This window comes from Nocardia harenae NBRC 108248, assembly GCF_001612885.1.
GTDB lineage: Bacteria > Actinomycetota > Actinomycetes > Mycobacteriales > Mycobacteriaceae > Nocardia > Nocardia harenae.
Window position 1 is genome coordinate 18,765 of the sequence record NZ_BDBH01000004.1, and the last position, 17,997, is coordinate 36,761.

The 17,997-nt window shown below is 72.7% G+C and carries 16 protein-coding genes; 5 read left to right on the forward strand and 11 right to left on the reverse strand.

Annotated features, from left to right (window positions below):
- The first annotated feature begins 26 nt into the window (after positions 1 to 26).
- The 4 genes from NH2_RS06150 to NH2_RS06165 all read left to right on the forward strand — a co-directional run bounded on the left by NH2_RS06150 (position 27) and on the right by NH2_RS06165 (position 3,277).
- The gene (locus NH2_RS06150) at positions 27 to 818 is read left to right on the forward strand and encodes an SDR family oxidoreductase (protein ID WP_067649641.1); all 792 of its coding nucleotides are present in this window, start codon (positions 27 to 29) and stop codon (positions 816 to 818) included.
- A 1-nt stretch (position 819) separates the two neighbouring features.
- A complete protein-coding gene (locus NH2_RS06155) occupies positions 820 to 1,887 on the forward strand; it encodes an NAD(P)H-dependent amine dehydrogenase family protein (RefSeq protein ID WP_067649644.1) in 1,068 nt (355 codons plus the stop codon).
- Positions 1,888 to 2,049: 162 nt separating this feature from the next.
- A complete protein-coding gene (locus NH2_RS06160; RefSeq protein ID WP_067649647.1) occupies positions 2,050 to 2,310 on the forward strand; it encodes a three-helix bundle dimerization domain-containing protein in 261 nt (86 codons plus the stop codon).
- A 142-nt stretch (positions 2,311 to 2,452) separates the two neighbouring features.
- Positions 2,453 to 3,277: an IclR family transcriptional regulator gene (locus NH2_RS06165; RefSeq protein WP_067649650.1), complete on the forward strand. Its 825-nt coding sequence runs from the start codon at positions 2,453 to 2,455 to the stop codon at positions 3,275 to 3,277.
- Positions 3,278 to 3,311: 34 nt separating this feature from the next.
- Here the strand turns inward: NH2_RS06165 and NH2_RS06170 are convergent, their stop codons facing one another.
- The 8 genes from NH2_RS06170 to NH2_RS06205 all read right to left on the reverse strand — a co-directional run bounded on the left by NH2_RS06170 (position 3,312) and on the right by NH2_RS06205 (position 12,883).
- Positions 3,312 to 4,991, reverse strand: coding sequence for an FAD-binding dehydrogenase (locus NH2_RS06170; RefSeq protein ID WP_067649653.1), 1,680 nt, complete (start codon positions 4,989 to 4,991; stop codon positions 3,312 to 3,314).
- Positions 4,988 to 5,635, reverse strand: coding sequence for a TetR/AcrR family transcriptional regulator (locus tag NH2_RS06175; protein WP_157103629.1), 648 nt, complete (start codon positions 5,633 to 5,635; stop codon positions 4,988 to 4,990). The genes NH2_RS06170 and NH2_RS06175 overlap by 4 nt, the downstream gene beginning before the upstream one ends.
- Before the next feature lie 62 nt (positions 5,636 to 5,697).
- On the reverse strand, positions 5,698 to 6,753 hold the full coding sequence (locus NH2_RS06180) for an SDR family oxidoreductase (RefSeq protein ID WP_067649655.1): 1,056 nt from the start codon (positions 6,751 to 6,753) through the stop codon (positions 5,698 to 5,700).
- 349 nt (positions 6,754 to 7,102) lie between these two features.
- Positions 7,103 to 7,765, reverse strand: coding sequence for a biliverdin-producing heme oxygenase (locus NH2_RS06185; RefSeq protein WP_067649657.1), 663 nt, complete (start codon positions 7,763 to 7,765; stop codon positions 7,103 to 7,105).
- Positions 7,766 to 7,941: 176 nt separating this feature from the next.
- Positions 7,942 to 9,363, reverse strand: coding sequence for a threonine/serine exporter family protein (locus NH2_RS06190; RefSeq protein ID WP_245650513.1), 1,422 nt, complete (start codon positions 9,361 to 9,363; stop codon positions 7,942 to 7,944).
- A gap of 303 nt (positions 9,364 to 9,666) precedes the next feature.
- Positions 9,667 to 11,337 carry an ABC transporter permease gene (locus tag NH2_RS06195; RefSeq protein ID WP_067649658.1) on the reverse strand — a complete coding sequence of 557 codons (1,671 nt, stop codon included), beginning with the start codon at positions 11,335 to 11,337 and terminating at the stop codon, positions 9,667 to 9,669.
- Positions 11,334 to 12,254, reverse strand: a complete 921-nt coding sequence (locus NH2_RS06200) for an ABC transporter ATP-binding protein (protein WP_067649660.1) — start codon at positions 12,252 to 12,254, stop codon at positions 11,334 to 11,336. Before NH2_RS06200 ends, NH2_RS06195 begins: the two co-directional genes overlap by 4 nt.
- Positions 12,251 to 12,883, reverse strand: a complete 633-nt coding sequence (locus NH2_RS06205; protein WP_067649663.1) for a TetR/AcrR family transcriptional regulator — start codon at positions 12,881 to 12,883, stop codon at positions 12,251 to 12,253. The genes NH2_RS06200 and NH2_RS06205 overlap by 4 nt, the downstream gene beginning before the upstream one ends.
- Before the next feature lie 104 nt (positions 12,884 to 12,987).
- Between NH2_RS06205 and NH2_RS06210 the strand changes: the two genes are divergently transcribed.
- Complete coding sequence (locus NH2_RS06210) at positions 12,988 to 14,934, forward strand: acyl-CoA dehydrogenase family protein (protein ID WP_067649666.1); 1,947 nt, start codon at positions 12,988 to 12,990, stop codon at positions 14,932 to 14,934.
- Positions 14,935 to 14,973: 39 nt separating this feature from the next.
- Here NH2_RS06210 and NH2_RS06215 read toward each other — a convergent pair whose 3' ends face one another.
- The 3 genes from NH2_RS06215 to NH2_RS06225 are packed head-to-tail and all read right to left on the reverse strand — an operon-like array spanning position 14,974 to position 17,899.
- Positions 14,974 to 15,573 carry a Uma2 family endonuclease gene (locus NH2_RS06215; protein WP_067652380.1) on the reverse strand — a complete coding sequence of 200 codons (600 nt, stop codon included), beginning with the start codon at positions 15,571 to 15,573 and terminating at the stop codon, positions 14,974 to 14,976.
- A 43-nt stretch (positions 15,574 to 15,616) separates the two neighbouring features.
- A complete protein-coding gene (locus tag NH2_RS06220; RefSeq protein ID WP_245650455.1) occupies positions 15,617 to 16,495 on the reverse strand; it encodes a nuclease-related domain-containing protein in 879 nt (292 codons plus the stop codon).
- A gap of 54 nt (positions 16,496 to 16,549) precedes the next feature.
- Positions 16,550 to 17,899, reverse strand: a complete 1,350-nt coding sequence (locus NH2_RS06225; protein WP_067652382.1) for a DUF2252 domain-containing protein — start codon at positions 17,897 to 17,899, stop codon at positions 16,550 to 16,552.
- Between the last annotated feature and the right edge of the window lie 98 nt (positions 17,900 to 17,997).

The following is a 17,997-nucleotide window of genomic DNA, read 5'->3' on the forward strand; positions in this document are numbered from 1 at the left end:
TCGAATAGTCGACGAGAGGCAGGGATATGATCCTCGACAGGTTCCGGCTCGACGGCAGGGTCGCCGTCGTCACCGGTGCGGGCCGCGGGCTGGGCGCCGCCATCGCGCTCGCCTTCGCCGAGGCGGGCGCGGACGTGCTGATCTCGGCGCGCACCGAGGACCAGCTGCACGAGGTGGCCGAGCGGGTCACGGCGCGCGGCAGGCAGGCCCACGTGGTCCCGGCCGACCTGCGCGACCTGGAGGCGGTCGCCGGGCTCGCGGACGCCGCCGTCGCCCGCTTCGACCGGCTCGACATCGTGGTCAACAATGTCGGCGGCGCCCCGCCCGCGCCGCTGCTCGACCTGACGCCGAAGGCGCTCACCGCGGCCTTCGAGTTCAATGTCGGCACCGCGCACGCGCTCACCAGGGCCGCGGTGCCGCACCTGCTGGAGCACGCCGACGGCGGCTCCATCATCAACATCACCTCGGCCATGGGCAGGCTGGCCGGCCGCGCCTTCGCCGCCTACGGCACCGCCAAGGCCGCGCTCGCGCACTACACCCGGCTGGCCGCGCTCGACCTGAACCCGCGGATCCGGGTGAACGCCATCGCCCCCGGCGCCATCCACACCTCGGCGCTGGAGATCGTGGCGAACGACCCCGGCATGCGCGGCGAGATCGAGAAGCACACCCCGCTGCGCCGGCTCGGCGCCCCGGAGGACATCGCCGCCGCCGCCGTCTACCTGGCCTCGCCCGCGGGCGCCTACCTCACCGGCAAGGTGCTGGAGGTCGACGGCGGCCTGATCGTTCCCAACCTCGAACTCCCGATCCCGGATCTGTGACATGACACTTCGCGTAGCGCTCTTCGGCACCGGCAACGTGGGGCGGCACGCCCTGGCCGGAATCATCGCCCACCCCGGGCTGGACCTCGCCGGCGTGCGGGTCAGCTCCGACGCCAAGGCCGGGGTGGACGCCGCCACCCTCGCCGGGCTGCCCGACCTGTCCGGCGTCGCCGCCACCACCGACACCGCCGCGCTGCTCGCGGCGCGGCCGGACTGCGTCGTCTACTGCGCCATGACCGACAACCGCCTGTTCGAGGCGGTGCAGGAGCTGGCGGCGATCCTGCGCGCCGGGATCGACGTGGTGGCCTGCGCCCCGGTCTTCTTCCAGTACCCGTACGGCGTGCTCCCGGACGACCTGCTGCGCCCCATCGAGGAGGCCGCGGCGGCGGGCGGCGCCACACTCTGGGTCAACGGCATCGACCCCGGCTTCGCCAACGACCTGCTGCCGCTCGCGCTCACCGGCACCTGCCTCGCGGTCGAGCAGGTGCGCTGCCTGGAGATCGTGGACTATGCCAGCTACGACAACCGCGCGGTCATGGTGGACATCATGGGGTTCGGCAGACCGCTGGACGAGACCCCGATGCTGCTGCAACCCGGCGTGCTCTCGCTCGCCTGGGGCAGCGTGGTGCGGCAGCTCGCCGCCGGAATCGGGATCGAACTGGACGCCGTCACCGAGAGCTACGAGCGCGCGCCCGCCCCGGAGGCGTTCGACATCGCCACCGGGCACATCGCGGCGGGCAGCGCGGCGGCGCTGCGCTTCGAGGTGCGCGGCATGGTGGGGGAGCGGGTGGTGACGGTGCTCGAGCACGTCACCCGGCTGCGCCCCGACCTGTGCCCTGAGTGGCCGCAGCCCACCCACCCGGAGGGCTGCTACCAGGTGCGGATCACCGGCGAGCCGTCGTACGCGCTCGATCTCGTCGCCTCCAGCCGCCACGGCGACCACAACTACGCCACCCTGGTCGGCACCGCGATGCGGATCGTGAACGCGGTGCCCGCGGTGGTCGCCGCCGACCCCGGCATCCTGACCGCGCTCGACATCCCGCTCATCACCGCGCCCGCCGCGCGCTGACCGGACCGCCCCGGTGCGCGGCGCGGGGGCGGGTTCGCCGTTAACCGGAGCGGCGCTCGGTGTTCACCCGGGGCGCGGTGTCGCGCGGCACCCGCCGGGTAACCGGACGAACGGCACGGGGGAACCGTGCCGTGCCGAACCCGCACACCGAGGAGTTCTCCGATGAGCGACGAGCACATCGCCCCGCCCCCGCAGCACGACCCCACCCTCGATCCCGACGTCGCCCTGCACGCCGCCGCGCGGCGCCTGGAGCAGGAGTACGGCGACGTCGCCGACGAGACCACCATCGAGCGGGCCCTGCACGACTCGCACCAGGAGGTCGCCGAGGGCGCCTCCGTCGAGACCTTCCTGCCGCTGCTCGCCGAGCGCAATATTCGCGAGCAGCTGCAGGACGCGGCGGAGGCCGAGCGCACCGAATCCTGACCCCGGCCGGTCCGCGTCGAGGTTGCCGCCGCGACGGCCACCGAATTCCTGTGACGTGTCACACGTTAGAACCGCCAGGAATGGTGTGTCCACGGACGGAATCCCCCTAAGCTGGTCCCGCCAGGCTTTGGAGGATGTTGTGATGACGGTCGACGCGCTACCCCACGCGGACCACGGGGCCCGCTCGACCGCGGGCCGCTGTCCCGGCGCCGCGCCGGTCTCGATGATCGAGCGGATGACGCTGATCCTGGAGACCTTCGACGCCGCCTCGCCCGCCCTCACCCTGGTGGAGCTCTGCGAGCGCACCGGGCTGCCGCGCTCGACGGTGCACCGCATCCTGGATCAGATGATCAAGCTGCGCTGGCTGACGCACGCCCCTGGCGGCTACCGGCTCGGCTCCCGCACCCTGGAGCTCGGCGGGCTCGCCGCCGACCACAACGAGGTCAGGGAGGCGGTGAGCCCGCTGCTGCACGACCTCGCGCACCGTGCCGACATGGTCGGCCACCTCGGCGTTCTGGACGGCCGCGACGTGCTGTACCTGGACAAGGTCGGCCGCTCCGCCCCCACCCTGCCCACCCGGCTCGGCGGCCGCATGCCCGCGCACAGCACCGCGCTGGGCAAGGCGATGCTCGCCGCCCAGGAGCGCGGCGTCGTCGCCGCGGCAAGGGAGCCGCTGCCGCGCCTCACCCCGCGCACCATCTGCGACCGGATCGAGCTGAACCGCGAGCTCTCCCGGATCCGCGGCAGGCAGGGCGTCGCGGTGGACAGCGAGGAGTCCTTCGCCGGCGTCACCTGCGTCGCCGTCCCGGTGCGCGCCCGCGGCGCGGTGGTCGCCGCGCTCTCGCTCTCCGCCCGCGTCGGCGCCGAACTCCCCGCCATCGACACCGCCCGGCTGGCCGGGCTGCTGGTCGAGGTGGCCAAGGAGTGCGGGCGCTCACTGCGCCCGCAGCCCACCGGCAGGCACTGACCCGCCGTCGATCGCCCGGCCCGGCCGCTACTGCTCAGCTCCGCGCGAGCTCCGCGGCGATCGCGCGCCCGGCCGAGCGGCCGGAGAAGATGCAGCCGCCGAGGAAGGTGCCCTCCAGCGCGTTGTACCCGTGCACCCCGCCGCCGCCGAACCCGGCGACCTCGCCCGCGGCCCAGAGCCCGGGCAGCGGGCCGCCGTCCGGGCCGATCACCCGGGAGTCCAGGTCGGTCTGCAGCCCGCCCAGCGTCTTGCGGGTGAGGATGTTGAGCCGGACCGCGATCAGCGGGCCCGCCTCGGGATCGAGGATGCGGTGCGGTTTGGCGACCCGCCCCGCCTTGTCGCCGAAGAAGTTGCGGGCGTTGTGGATCGCCATCACCTGGGCGTCCTTGGTGAACTTGTTGGTGATCTCGCGGTCGCGGGCGACGATCTGGCGCTCCAGGTCGCCGAGGTCGAGCTTCGGCCCGCGCGCGATGGCGTTCATTCCGTCGACCAGGGCGGGCAGCGTGTCGGCGACCACGAAGTCGACGCCGTGCTTCTTGAACGCCTCCACCGGGCCGGGCGCGCCCTTGGCCACCCGGCTCTTCAGCACCAGTGTGAGGTCCTTGCCGGTGACGTCCGGGTTCTGCTCGGAGCCGGAGAGCGCGAACTCCTTCTCGATGATCGACTGGGTGAGCACGAACCAGGAGTAGTCGTGGCCGCCCGCCAGGATGGCCTTCATGGTGCTGGTGGTGTCGAAGCCGGGGAAGCAGGGGGCGGGCAGCCGCTTGCCCTCGGCGTCGAACCAGAGCGACGAGGGGCCGGGGATGATGCGGATGGCGTGGTCCGGCCAGATCGGGTCCCAGTTGACGATGCCCTCGGTGTAGTGCCACATGCGATCCCGGTTCACGATCCGGCCGCCCGCGGCCTCGGCGATGCCGAGCATCCGGCCGTCCACGTGCGCCGGGACGCCGGAGATCAGCGTCTCCGGGCACCTGCCGAGCCGCTCGGCAGGCCAGTTGCGCCGGATCAGGTCGTGGTTGTGGCCGATCCCGCCCGAGGTCACCACCACGGCCCTGCCGCGGAACTCGAACTCCCCGGTGACCTCGCGCGAGGAGGCCCGCCCGCGCTCCAGCTCGCTCGGCTCGAGCACGCTGCCGCGCACCCCGGTGACGCTGCCGTTCTCGACCAGGAGTTCGTCCACCCGGTGCCGGAACTCGAAGGTCACCAGTCCGCTCCGCTCGGCGGCGAGCACCGGCTCCAGGAAGACCCGCACCACCTCGGGGCCGGTGCCCCAGGTGAGGTGGAAGCGCGGCACCGAGTTGCCGTGGCCGTCGGCGAGCCCGCCGCCGCGCTCGGCCCAGCCGACGAGCGGGGTCACCCGCAGCCCGAGTTCGCGCAGGTACTCGCGCTTCTCGGTGGCGGCGAAGCGCACGTACGCCTCGGCCCAGCGGCGCGCCCAGTGGTCCTCGTCCTCGCGGTCGAACCCGGCCGAGCCGTACCAGTCCTGCAGCGCCAGCTCGTAGGAGTCGGAGATGCCGAGCCTGCGCTGCTCGGGGGTGTCGACCAGGAAGAGCCCGCCCAGCGACCAGGACGCCTGCCCGCCCAGGTTGGCCCGGTTCTCCTGGTCGAGCACGCGCACCCGGTGCCCGGCGCGGGTGAGCTCGTAGGTGGCGACGAGCCCGGCCAGCCCGGCCCCGACGACGATCACCTCGGGGTCGCTGCCGATCGATGTCATGGTCTTCCTTCCGTGGTGGTCCGCCGGGGGGTGCTGTAGGCGAGCACCACCCGCCGGAAGAGTTCGGTGCGCTCGCGCCGCACCGCGGGGTCGCCGGGGGCGAGCACCACCTGCAGGCTGGTGCCGTCGTGCACCGCGACCAGCGCGCGGCCCAGCCCGGCGGGGTCGGGAACGGCGCGGCCTGCGCGGGCGAGCGCGGCAACCACGGTCGGCACCAGCGCGGCCACGATGGCCTCCTCGCGCGCGGCGGTGACCCGGCGCAGCGCGGGGTTGCGCAGGGCGTGCGTGGTGAATTCGGCGGTGATCCGGTACCAGGGCTCGTCGACCGGAACGGCGCGCTCGAAGCGGGCGACCATGGCGGTGAGATCGGGCTCCGCCACCGCGGCGAGTTCGTCCAGGGCGGCGGCCACCCCGGCGACCATGGCGGCCGAGCGCTGCTCCCACATGGCGAGGAAGAGCTCGTCCAGCGAGGTGAAGTTGGAGTAGAAGGCGCCGCGGGTGAATCCGGCGCGCTCGCAGACCTTCTCGACGGTGGCGCGGCCGAAGCCGTCCTCGGCGAAGACCTCGTAGGCGGCGGCGAGCAGCCGGGCGCGCGTCTCCTCGCGCCGCCGGGTGACCCGTTTGCCGCCGATCGCGGGCATCATCGCCCCTTCCTCTCGATACGCGAACGTATCAGATACGTCCGTGTATCGAGCGGGAACGGCGATCAGACCTCGGCCATGGCGCGCCGCGGGGCGGCCGCGGTGCTGCGGTGCACGCTCGTGAGCGCGAGCGGGGCGGTCGCGGCCTCGCGTCGCCACTGGGCCCAGAGCCGGTCGGCGTAGCTGTCGAAGCCGGGCACCGCGATGCCGGTGTGCCGCAGCCGGGCGCGGGTGGTGTCGTCGATGAACTCGGCGGCCACCCGGACCTGGGCCGGGGCGTGCGCGGGGATGCCGAGCAGGTCGAGCACGTGGTCGCGGAGCAGCGGGTAGCCGGGCAGCTTGGCGAGCCGGTCGAAGAGGAGCCCGCTGCCGGGCACCGCGATCCCGCGCGGGGCGCCCGCCGCGCGGGCCAGCGCCGCGTACAGCTCGCCGAAGCTCTGCCTGGCCGGGTTGACCAGGTGGAAGGTGCGGCTGTGCTGGCCGGGCCTGCGCACCAGTTCGGCCAGCGCGGAGGCCACGTAGTCGACCGGCACCACATTGGTGGTGCCCCAGTCCGGCAGGATCAACGGCAGCTCGGCGGGGAGCTCGGTGAGCCGGGCGACCGCGGCCAGGAAGGGCGCGGTGCCGCAGGCGCGGTCGATCTCGCCGGTGCGCGAGTCGCCGGAGAGAATGCCGGAGCGGAAGATGCGCCAGCGCACGTCGCGGGCGCGCCGCACCAGCTCCTCGGCGGCGAAGGCGAGCCGGTGCGCGGCGCAGGTGAGCGGCTGGCCGATATCGAAGTCGTCCTCGAAGAACTTGCCGGGGTGCGCGCCCGCGACGGCCACCGAGGAGAGGTAGTTCAGGGTGGCGCCGAGCCGCGCGGCCGAGGCCAGGGTCCAGCGCAGCTCGGTGAGGTGGTTCGCCTGCGCGGTGCTGCCGCTCACCGGGCCGAGGTGCACGATGTGGTCGACCGCGGCGACGTCGCGCTGCGGCACCCTGACCCCCGCGGGCAGCGCGAGCAGGGTGGCGCCGGTGCGGTCGGTGGGCACGTGCACGACGGCCGAGCCGTCGGCGTCGAGTAGTTGCCGCACGACTCGCCCGCGCAGGAACTCGCTGCCGCCGGTGACGATATACGAAACCATGACTCCTCCGGGGTCGGCTGGGGTGCGTGCGGAGGCGGCGGTGCCTCCCGTGAGGTTCCCCGCGCCCTGGCCCGAGGCGCGGTGCGGACCGGCCTGTGTTGCGGCATCACGCCGCGAAAAGGGTGTGCGACAGCGGCATTCGGGCGGTAGCGGTGCGGGGAACCTGGTGCGGGAGCAGCGAGCGCGCTGCCTGCCGGCCCCCGCGGGTGGAACGTCGTCGTCCCGACTGATAGTCGATGGTAATGGTGCACCCGCACCGGGGGCAATGTGATCCGCTACCTGGCCAGATGCCGCACGGAACGGATCACCAAGTGCCGCAGGGGATTACCAGAAATATGTCGATCTGGTGTCAGGAGAGGCGGCGCTCGGCGAACTCGGCGTCCAGCTCGGCGAAGACCGCGGTGTTCAGCGCGAAGGCGCGCTGTCCCTCGTCGAGCACGCGGCGCCGCTCCAGGTCGTCCAGCTGCAATTCGTCCAGCAGGGCGCGGTATTCGCGTTTGAACGCGGCCGGATTGCGCACGCCCTCGAAGACGTAGAAGCGCACGCCGTCGCCGCGGTGCGGCAGGTCCCACAGCTTCTCGGCGGTGCCGCGGATCACCTGGCCGCCGGAGAGATCGCCGAGATAGCGGGTGTAGTGGTGGGCGATGTAGCCGGCCGGCCAGTCGCGGGCGCACTCGTCGATGCGGGCGGCGTAGGCGGCGGTGGCGGGCAGCGCGGTGAGGCCGTCGCGCCAGTCCGGGCCGACCAGGTGGGTCAGGTCGCGCTCGAGTTCGGCGGTGCGGGCCAGCTCCGGCTTGATGAACGGACCGGCCACCGGATCGTCGGCGAGCTCGGCCCAGCGGCCCTCCAGCGCCCGATACACGAACCACAGCTGGCCGGTGTAGCGCTGGTAGGAGTCGAGGCCGAGCATGCCGCCGAGCATGTCGGCCATGAAGCGGGAGTTCTCCGCCTCGGTGTGCTGCCGCTCGGTGGCGGTACGGATCTGAACGGAGAACGGAACCGTATCCGACATGAGCGGGCCTCCACCTCGACTCGCCGCCCGGCACCCGCCGGAGGACCTGATTGACGCTACGAACGATACCGGGCGGGTCTGTCGGCCGCAGCAGCGTTGTGCGCGATAGCGGCGTTGTGCGCGATAGCGGCGTTGTGCGCGACCCCCGCCGATTCGGCGCACCGCCGGGGGCCGGGTCAGCGCTTGCGGCGCAGCGAGATCTTCGGGCGCCGGACAATGGTCGGCTTGCGCAGCGCGCCGAAGCGGCGCAGGATCCGCGGCTTGCGCACGGTCCGGTCCACCCACTCGCCCAGCGTGACGCCTGCGGCCAGCGCGCAGCCGACGCCGATGGCGCCGAAGAGCTGGTTGAAGCCGAGCAGCAGCTGGTCGTTGAGCAGCCCGTACAGCCCCCGGTACAGCGCGAGGCCGGGCAGCAGCGGGGTGATCCCGGCGACCGCGACGACCAGCGGCGGGGTCAGCGCGCGGCGCGCCATCAGGCCACCGGCGAGCCCGACCACGACGGCCGCGAAGCCGGAGCCGGTCACCGGCCCGAAGCCGATGTGCCCGGCGACCACATAGCAGATGGTGCCCGCGGCCCCGCTGAACGCCGCCGCGGCCAGCGCGCGCCGCTCCGCGTAGCAGGCGAGCGCGAAGGCGGCTGCCGCGATCGCGCCCGCGATGATCTGCACCGGCAGGTCGGTGAGCGCGCGCGGCGGGCTCATGTCCACCGGCAGCACCGGGGTCGCGATCACCTCGCCGACCCGCAGCGCCAGCGCGATCCCGGCGATGATCGCGCCGGTCATCATGACGACCTCCAGCATCCGGGCCGCCGCCGTGATCGGCGCCCCGGTGATCGCGTCCTGCACCGAGCCGACCAGCGACAAACCGGAGAGCAGCACGGTGATCCCGGCCGCGATGATGAGCGTCGGGTCCACCGTGAGGCCGAGCGGCCCGGCCACCGCGGCCAGCCCGACGGCCGGGGCGGCGGCCAGCGCGCCACCCACCATGTGCTGGAAGAAGAAGGGCAGGCCGTACCGGTTCAGCAGCCGGTTGGTCCGGTCGATGGCGGCGGTGGTCAGGAAGGCGAGCAGCGCGACGATCGGCCCGGCGCCGAGCAGCGCGGCGATCGAGGCGGCCAGCAGCGACCAGCCCAGCGTCGCCGCCCAGCGCTGGTAGGGGTGCGGCGCACCGGTGATGGCGTCCAGCGCGGCGCGCGCGTCGCCGGGCGGCACGATCTCGGAGCGGATGCGCCGGGTCAGCCGGTCCACCGCGGCGAGCCGGGTGAAGTCCAGCGAGCGGTAGCGCACCACCCGCATGGTGCTGGCAGGCGGCAGCAGCGAGCCGCGGTCGGCCCAGATCCGGATGCTGTCGTAGGTGACATCGACGTCGACCTTGGCCAGGCCGTAGGTGGCGGCGATGAACTGCACCTGGGTGGTGGTGTCGACCACCCCGGTGCCGGAGGCGAGCACCACCTCGCCGACCCGGACCGCCAGGTCGAGCACCTCGGTGACCTGGGCGTCGTCGCCGAGGTCGATGGGTTGCAGCGGCGCGGGGGCGGCGACGATGGTGTCGGCGGTGGCCTGCCGGTCGGCGACCAGCAGGCCGACCGCCTGGCTCACCACCGGCGAGACCCGGCTGCGCCGCCGCCACGGCCCGCGCCGCCACCCGTGCTGTCGCGTGCTCCGGGCGGTCGCGCCGCCCGCTGTCTCGTCGGCGCCGACGCCGCGCGAGAGCGCATCCACTCCGGATCCGCCACCGAGGACGTCGGCGCGCGGGGCCCGGCCCGGCCCGCGACCATCGCGGGCCGGGACCACCCCGGGAAAATCTCCTCGCACCATGCCCGCGAAAGTAGTCACGTTCGGGCGGTCGCCGCATCCGCCCCCGGCCGGAAATGGCTCCGATCACACCAAGACCGGTCGGTGTCAGCGCAGATCACGCCGCCGAAAGCCGATCACCCCCGCCGCGAGCAGAATCGTGGCGATCGCGAGCAACCAGAGCAGCGGCTCGGCGGTGAATTCCGCGCCGGGCAGCTTGGGCGGGTGCGTGAACGGCACCAGGTCCATGACCCACTGCGGCAGCGCGTCCAGCGAGCCGACGAAGTAGACCACGATCATGGCGCTGAGCACACCCCAGGCGAACGGCGCGAAGCGGGGCAGCAGGCCGTAGAGCGCGGCCGCGATCCCGGTGACCACCCAGACCGCGGGCAGCTGCACCGCCGCCGCGGCCACCGTGGCGTCGAAGGTGTGCTCGGGGTCGGCGGTCTGCGGGGCGTAGACCAGTCCGACGGCCACGCCGGCCACGACCAGCAGCAGCGCGGGGCCGGCGAGGGCGAAGGTCAGGTGCGCGGCGGCGAGCCGGGTGCGGCTCACCGCACCGGCCAGGGTGGCCTCCATCCGGGAGCTCGATTCCTCGTCGTGCAGCCGGAGCAGCGCCGAGACCGAGTAGGCGGCGGCGACCGCGGCGAGCAGGGTGAGTGCGTAGGTGATGAAGGAGTCCTCCAGCGCCGTCGACCCGCCCATGCGGTCCATGAGGTCACGCAGGGTGTCGTTGTCGCCGAGCAGGTCGCCGACGCTGCCCACCGCGCCGCCGATCAGCAGCCCGTACAGCGCGAAACCGACGGTCCAGCCCAGCAGGGCGCCGCGCTGCAGCCGCGCCGCCAGGCCGAACGCGCCGGAGAGCGAGTTCCCGGCGGCCGGGCGGCCGGGGCGCTCGGCGAGCAGCCCGGCGCCGGTGTCGCGCCGGTCGAGCAGTGCGTAGGCGAACCCGGCCGCGAAGACCGCGACGGTGAGCAGGGGCAGCAGCACCCACCAGCGCTCCTGGGCGAAGGGGCGGATCTGCAGGCACCAGCCGATGGGGGAGAACCAGGAGAGCACGCCATTGCCCGCGTCGCCCGCCGCGCGCAGCGCGAAGGCGGTGCCGAGCGCCGCGAAGGCCATGCCGCGCGCCACCCTGGCGCCGGTGCTCGCCTGGGCCGCGACCGCCGCGATCCCGGCCCAGACCAGCCCGGACGCGGCCAGCGATGCTCCCCACGCCAGCGATCCGGCGAGCGGCTCGCCGCTGCCGAGCAGCGACAGCGTGCAGACCAGCCCGGCCAGCAGCGAGCCGCCGCCGGTGAGCAGCAGCGCGGCGGTGAGCCCGGCGAAGCGGCCGATGCCGGTGGCGCCGACGAGCTCCGCGCGCCCGGTCTCCTCCTCGACCCTGGTGTGCCGGATGACGGTGAGAATGGTGGCGATGGCGATGACGGTGTACATCGCCCCGGCCTTCCAGGTGCCGATCGAGCCGAGCGAGGTGCCGAACACCGGCCCGTACATGGCCAGCAGCGCCGGGCTGGCCGCGGTGGTCACGGCGAACTGCTCCAGCTGCTCCGGGGACGAGTACAGGTCCTTCACGCTGACCAGCTGCAGGGCGGGCATGAGCCCGATCACCAGCACCCACAGCGGCGCGACCACGCGATCCCGGCGCAGGGAGAGCAGCAGCAACCGGCGGGTACCGGTGAGATCCGCCGCCCGGCGCGGCGCGCGAGCGCCGCTCGCCGCGGGGCGATCCGGCGCGTGCCTCCGCGCTGCTTCCGCTCCCCGCTCCGGCGCGCTCATGCCCGCACCCGCTGCCGGTCGGCGGGCTCGGCGCCGTCGGCGCTGTAGTGCCGCAGGAACAGCTCCTCCAGCGTGGGCGGCGTGCTGGTGAGGCTGCGCACCCCGGTGTCGCCGAGCAGCCGGACGACGGCGCCCAGGTGCTCGGCGTCCACCTGCAACCGCAGCACCGACCCGTCGCGCTGCACATCAGCGACACCGGGCAGTGCCGCCACATCACCTGGGTCGCCGGTCAGTTCGGCGGTGATCGAGGTGCGGCTCAGATGCCGCAGCTGCGCCAGCGACCCGGTCTCCACCGTCTTCCCGGCCCTGATGATGGTGACCCGCTCGCACAGCGCCTCCACCTCGGAGAGGATGTGGCTCGACAGCAGCACCGTCGCCCCGCGCGCCCCCGCCTCCCGCACGCACTCCCGGAACACCTGCTCCATCAGCGGATCCAGCCCCGAGGTCGGCTCGTCGAGCAGCAGCAGCGGGACGTCGGAGGCGAAGGCCGAGATCAGCGCGACCTTCTGCCGGTTGCCCTTGGAGTAGGTGCGCGCCTTCTTTCGCGGGTCGAAGTCGAAGCGCTCGATCAGCTCCGCGCGCCGCCCGGCATTGATCCCGCCGCGCAGCCGGGCCAGCAGGTCGATGGTCTCCCCGCCCGAGAGCGAGGGCCACAGCGTGACATCGCCGGGCACGTAGGCCAGCTGCCGGTGCAGCGCCACCGCGTCGCGCCACGGATCCCGGCCGAGCAGCGCGACCGCGCCCGAGGTCGCGCGCAGCAACCCGAGCAGCACCCGGATGGTGGTCGACTTCCCCGCCCCGTTGGGGCCGAGGAAGCCGTGGATCTCGCCTTCGGCGACGGACAGTTCCAGCCCGTCGAGCGCGGCCACGTGGCCGAAGGTCTTGCGCAGGCCCTCGATGTCGATAACGGACATCACTTCTCCTGGAGGAAGGAATCGAGAACGGCGGGGTCGGTGAGCAGGCCCTGGGTGTACATCTCCAGCGCCGGGAGGGCGAACTCGGACATGAGATCGCGCAGCGCCTGCCGATCGTCCAGCTCCGGATCGCGGCGGCGCCGCATGCGCAGGTAGAGCAGCGTGGCGCCGAGATTGAGCAGCATGAGATACCGGGCGCGGGCCGCCGGATCCCGGCTCGGCTTGATGATTCCGGCCGCCACCGCCTCTTCGGTGTAGGTGACGGCATCGTCGACGATGTGGTCGAAGAGCGAATCCGCCAGCGGCCCCCCGTCCTCCAGGCTGCGCACCAGGTAGGCGAAGAGCGGTGCGTACTCCTCCATCTCGGCCATGGCGGCGAGCATCCCGCCCGCCATATCGCCGCCGGTCAGCACCTCCACCCGCTGATCGCGGACGAAGCCGAGCACATGGTCGTCGCAGGCCCGGCGCAATCCCTCCTTGGAGCCGAAATGATGGTTGACCAAACCGGGGGAGACCTCGGCGCGGGCCGCGATGGCCCGCACGCCGACCCCGAAGCCGTGCTGCCCGAACTCCAGCACCGCCGCGTCCCGGATGCGGGCGGCAGTGCTGAGGTCGGCACGGTCGTTGAACACCCGTTCAGCATATTAAACAACCGTTCAATCCACAAGGGGACAGGATGCGGCGACACGATGTTCGTCACGGTTTGCCCGGCATCCGGCGGGCTATCGTCTGGAATATGGAGAGCGGCACGTCGACGACGACTGAGAACCCGGTGATCACGCACCTGCGCGGTGCTCTGGACGGTCCGTGGGGCGCCGTCCGGGAGGAGGCCAGAGCGGCGCTGGCGGACGACAAGTTCGCCGGCGATCCGACTCTCGACTACCGGGCGGCCCGCACCCGGGTGCTCGAGCAGATGCGGGAGATCGTGAAGCTCGGCTTCGCGGACCGCAACTTCCGCCGCGAGAACGGCGGCACCGGGGAGCCCGGCGCCGCCGTCGTCGGGCTGGAGATGCTGGCCTACGCCGACCTCTCGCTCTGGGTGAAATCCGGCGTGCAGTGGGGGCTCTTCGGCGGCGCGGTGGAGAACCTCGGCACCGAGCGGCACCGGGAGTACGTGCGCAGGCTCATCTCGCTGGATCTGCTCGGCTGTTTCGCCATGACCGAGACCGGCCACGGCAGCGACGTGCAGAGCCTGGAGACCACCGCCACCTACGACCCGGCGACCGAGGAGTTCGTGGTGCACTCGCCGACCCCGTCGGCGCGCAAGGACTACATCGGCGGCGCCGCCGAGCACGCCCGGATGGCCGCGGTCTTCGCCCAGCTCATCACCGGCGGCGAGAGCAAGGGCGTGCACTGCTTCCTGGTGCCGATCCGGGACGAGGAGGGCAACGACCTGCCCGGCGTCACCACCTCCGACGACGGCCTCAAGGGCGGGCTGCCCGGCGTCGACAACGGCCGCATCGTCTTCGACCAGGTGCGCATCCCGCGCGAGAACCTGCTCAACCGGTACGCTGACGTCACCCCGGACGGCGAGTACACCTCCGATATCGAGAACCCGAGCAGGCGCTTCTTCACCACCCTCGGCACCCTGGTGCGCGGCCGGATCAGCGTGGGCGGCGCCGCCGCGGCGGGTGCGCGGGTGGCGCTCAGCATCGCGGTCAAGTACGCGGTGCAGCGCAGGCAGTTCTCCGACCCGGACACCGGGGAGGAGGTCGTGCTGATGGACTACCGGGCGCACCAGCGCAGGCTGATCCCGCTGATCGCCAAGTCCTACGCGCTGGCCTTCGCGCAGAACGACCTGGTGCGCCGGATGCACCTCATCCAGACCGGGCAGGACCTGGACACCAGCTCGCAGCGGGCGCTGGAGAAGCGCGCCGCTGGGCTCAAGGTGGCGCAGACCAGGCATGCCACCAGGGCCATCCAGGAGTGCCGCGAGGCCTGCGGCGGCGCGGGGTACCTCACCGAGAACCGGCTGGTGACGCTGAAGGCCGACACCGACGTCTTCACCACCTTCGAGGGCGACAACGTGGTGCTCACCCAGCTCGTCGCCAAGGAGCTGCTCACCGCCTACGCCGACGAGGTGCGCGACCTGGACGCGCTCGGCTGGGTGCGTTTCGTCGCCACCACCGCCGGCGACGTGGTGCGCAAGCGCTCCGGCGTGCGCCAGCTCATCCAGACGCTGCGCGACCGCGGCGACGACACCGTGGACGAGGGCGACCTCTCCCGCCGCTCCACCCAGCTCTCGCTCTTCGCCGACCGCGAGGACTACCTGGTGCGCACCGCCGCGCACCGGCTGCGCGCCAGGGCGCAGGAGACCGGCCCCTTCGAGGCCTTCAACAATGCCCAGGACCACATCCTGACCGCGGGCACCGCGCACATCGACCGGCTGGTGCTGGAGGCCTTCATCGAGGGCATCGCCGACATCGCGGACCCGGAGGCCCGCGCCCTCGCCGAGACCGTCTGCGACCTCTTCGTCTTCGCCACCCTGGAGGAGAACGCGGACTGGTACATCATGCACCGCTTCATGTCGGTGGAGCGGGCCAAGGCGGTGCGCCGCGGCGTCAACGAGCTGGTCGACCGCCTCCGCCCCGACGTCCTCACCCTGGTCGACGCCATGGGCGTTCCCGACTCCATGCTCCGCGCCGCCCTCCTCAGCGACGCCAGCGTCTACGACCGCACCTGATCCCACCGGGCCGGGCCCGCTCCGAAGGCCCGGCCCGGGTCAGGGCTGCTCGAGCACGTCGAACGGAATGGTCGCCTCCACCGGGTCGTCGAGGAGCAGCACCCGCCGGTGGACGGCGTGCACCCGGTACCGGCGCCCCGACCAGTCGAGCCGGTAGTCCTCGATCTCCTCGATGCGCTCTTCCTTCTGGTCGAGCCGGACGATCAGGTAGCGCGGGATGCCCGCGGTCGCGTACTGGATCCGCTTGTCGGTGATGTCGGCGTCGATGGTCGACTCGGAGGTCACCTCCACGACCAGCAGGAGATGGTCGCGAACCGTGTTCACGTCGTACGGTTCGCAGTCCCGGATCCAGATATCGGGGTAGCGGATGTTCAGTCGCCGATCCGCCGCCTGCGCCTCGGCATCCGCGAACCGCGCCGCGACGTCGGAGTCGACCTCCATGCACGGCCCGCCGTCGCGCCGGGCCGCCTCGAGCAGCCCGGCAAGCCGTCGGACGACCCGGCTGTGCAGGCGGCTCTGCGCCATCATGCGGATGACCCGGCCGTTCACGATCTCGATGTCACCCAGCTCCGAGGTTGCCCCGTCGGCGAACTCCGCGGCGGTGACATGACGCTCGCGGCTTCCGTCAGGTGCGCCCATGACGACGATCATCGCAGGTCGCGGTCGCACGGCACACGGCGGCTCAGGTGGCGACGGTGAGGATGGCGGTGACGACGAACCAGAGGATCCAGACGAAGGCGACGAACATGCCGAGGGCGAGGCCGGTGCGCATGACCGCCTGGCCGAAGTCGATGTCGCCGTGCTTGCGCGGGTACAGCTTCCAGGGGCTGTACCAGGGGGACTGCACGGAGAGCAGGGGGAGGCGGGTGTCGGTGCCCGCCGCCTGCTCGGCGGCGTACGCCTCGGCCTGCGCCTGGTTCGGCCCGCCGTGCCAGAGCGTGATGTCGATCGGCCCGAGGAACCCCTCGTTCAGCAGCTCCTGCGGGGCGGGCAGGTAGGGCAGGATGCCGAGGCCGCGGAAGGCGACGGCGACGTCGTTCGCCGTCCACAGGTGCTTCTCCTGCACCGCGAGCGTCTGGAAGTAGTGCCGCAGCCGCTCCGGGTCGTCGCCGAGGATGACGTCGAAACTCGGGTCGCTCCAGCCCTGTTCGACCGAGACGTCGGCGCCGCGCATCGGCACCACCAGCGCCAGCCCGTGCACCACCCGCTGCCCGAGCCCGCGCGCGGAGAGCCAGTCCTGCAGCGCGAAGGTGTGCTCCCGCGACCGCTCCAGCGGGGTGCGCCGATCCCGCCCCTCCAGGGCGGCGGGCTCGCCGTCGATGGTCCACGGCCCGTTCAGCGGAATGCGCAGGACACCGTCCTGGCGCGCGGCCAGCGCCTCGGCCTCGATGATCACGCAGCTGGTCGGCGTCCAGATCACCGCGTCCAGCGGGAAGAGCCGATTGGTGTGGAACAGGCTGACATTCAGCGTGGCGACGCCGTGCGGGCTGCGCGGGTCCTTCCAGGTGCGCAGCCAGTCGAGCAGGGCGCGTTCGGCATTGCTGCCCCCGGAGTTCTGCATGCGGACGAGCATTCGAGAGAACCGCCCTTCGCGTCGAAAGTGACGTGTTCGAAATTACCGGGGGTCGTCGGCCGCGACAACGCCGGAGCGGATCGCCGCGGTCAGCTCGGCGTGGTCGGCTTCCGTGCGGTCGGCGTAGCGCACCGCGAAGTTCTCGATCGCGGTGTCGAATTCCGCGTCGTCGCCGAGGTATCCGGCGAGCAGCCGCGGGTCGAGCGAGCGGGTGTGCGCCCTGGCCAGCAGGGCGCCCGCCAGCCTGCCGTAGTCGTCCAGGTCCCGGCTGGTGAGCCCGGCCGGGTCGATGCTGCCCTTGAGGTTGCGGAACTGCCGCACGATGAAGGGCAGCTCGGTGCCGGTGCCGTCCGGGTCGAACGAGGTCCAGCCGAGCAGGATGTCGGTGTCCACCTGAACCAGCCTGGCGCCCTGCACGATCCGCTCGCCGTTGTGCGCGGGCGGGGTGCCTGGCAGGAACGGCGCCAGCGAGGAGGGGATCGCCTGCTTCACCTGCAGCACCAGCGACTCGCCGTGGTTGCCGTGCAGCAGCGCCACGTAGGTGCGCAGGCCCACGCTGCCGGTGCCGACGATCCGGAACGCCACGTCGGAGAGCGCGAACCGGGAGAGCAGGTTGCGCCGCGATTCGCGCAGCGAGGCGCCGTACCGCTCCAGCCCGCCGAGCACCGCCTCGCGCACGCTCTCCTCGACCCGGGTCAGCAGCGGCGGGTCGCTGACGAAGCGGTGCCTGCGCAGCCCGGCGCCGTGCTCGTCGCTCTCCTCCACCCACTTGGCGACCACCTTGGCGCTGGTGTTCTTGCGCGCCTTCTTCGCGGCCTTCTCGAAGTCGTCGATCAGCCCGTGCGCCTGCGCCCGCTCCAGCACCGATTCGTCCGGCAGTGCGCACCAGGACTGCATGAAGGGCAGTTCGGCCAGCTCGTCGACGGCCCGGCGGTAGGAGCGCGCGGCATCGCGGGCCGCGGTGCGGCAGTCGTCCTCGCTCGCCCCCGCCACCCGACCGGCCAGCACCAGGCTGGCGGCGAGCCGCTCCAGATCCCACTCCCACGGGCCGTCGACGGTCTCGTCGAAGTCGTTGATGTCCATGATGATCTCGCCGGCGGCGCTGCCGTACAGCCCGAAATTGGCGGCGTGCGCGTCGCCGCAGAGCTGCGCGGTGAGCCCGGAGTCCGGCCCGCCTGCCAGGTCGGCGGCCATCAGCCCGGCGGCGCCCCGGTAGAAGCTGAACGGCGACGCCGCCATCCGCCCCATCCGCAGCGGGATCAGGTGCGCCAGCCGCTCGCGGTTGCTGGCCGCGATGAAATCGAGCACCGCGGGCCGGTGCGCCCCCTCGGCGGGGCGGTCGCGGGCGATGAGCGGCGTGCGCTGTCGCAGCGCGCGGCCGCGCTCGCGCATCTCCGCGGCGGGCAGGTAGGTGCGCAGGTCGAGCAGCTCATCGGACACGAAGGAATACGCTAGCCGGTTGCCGGGCAGACCGACGTGGCTGGTCCGGA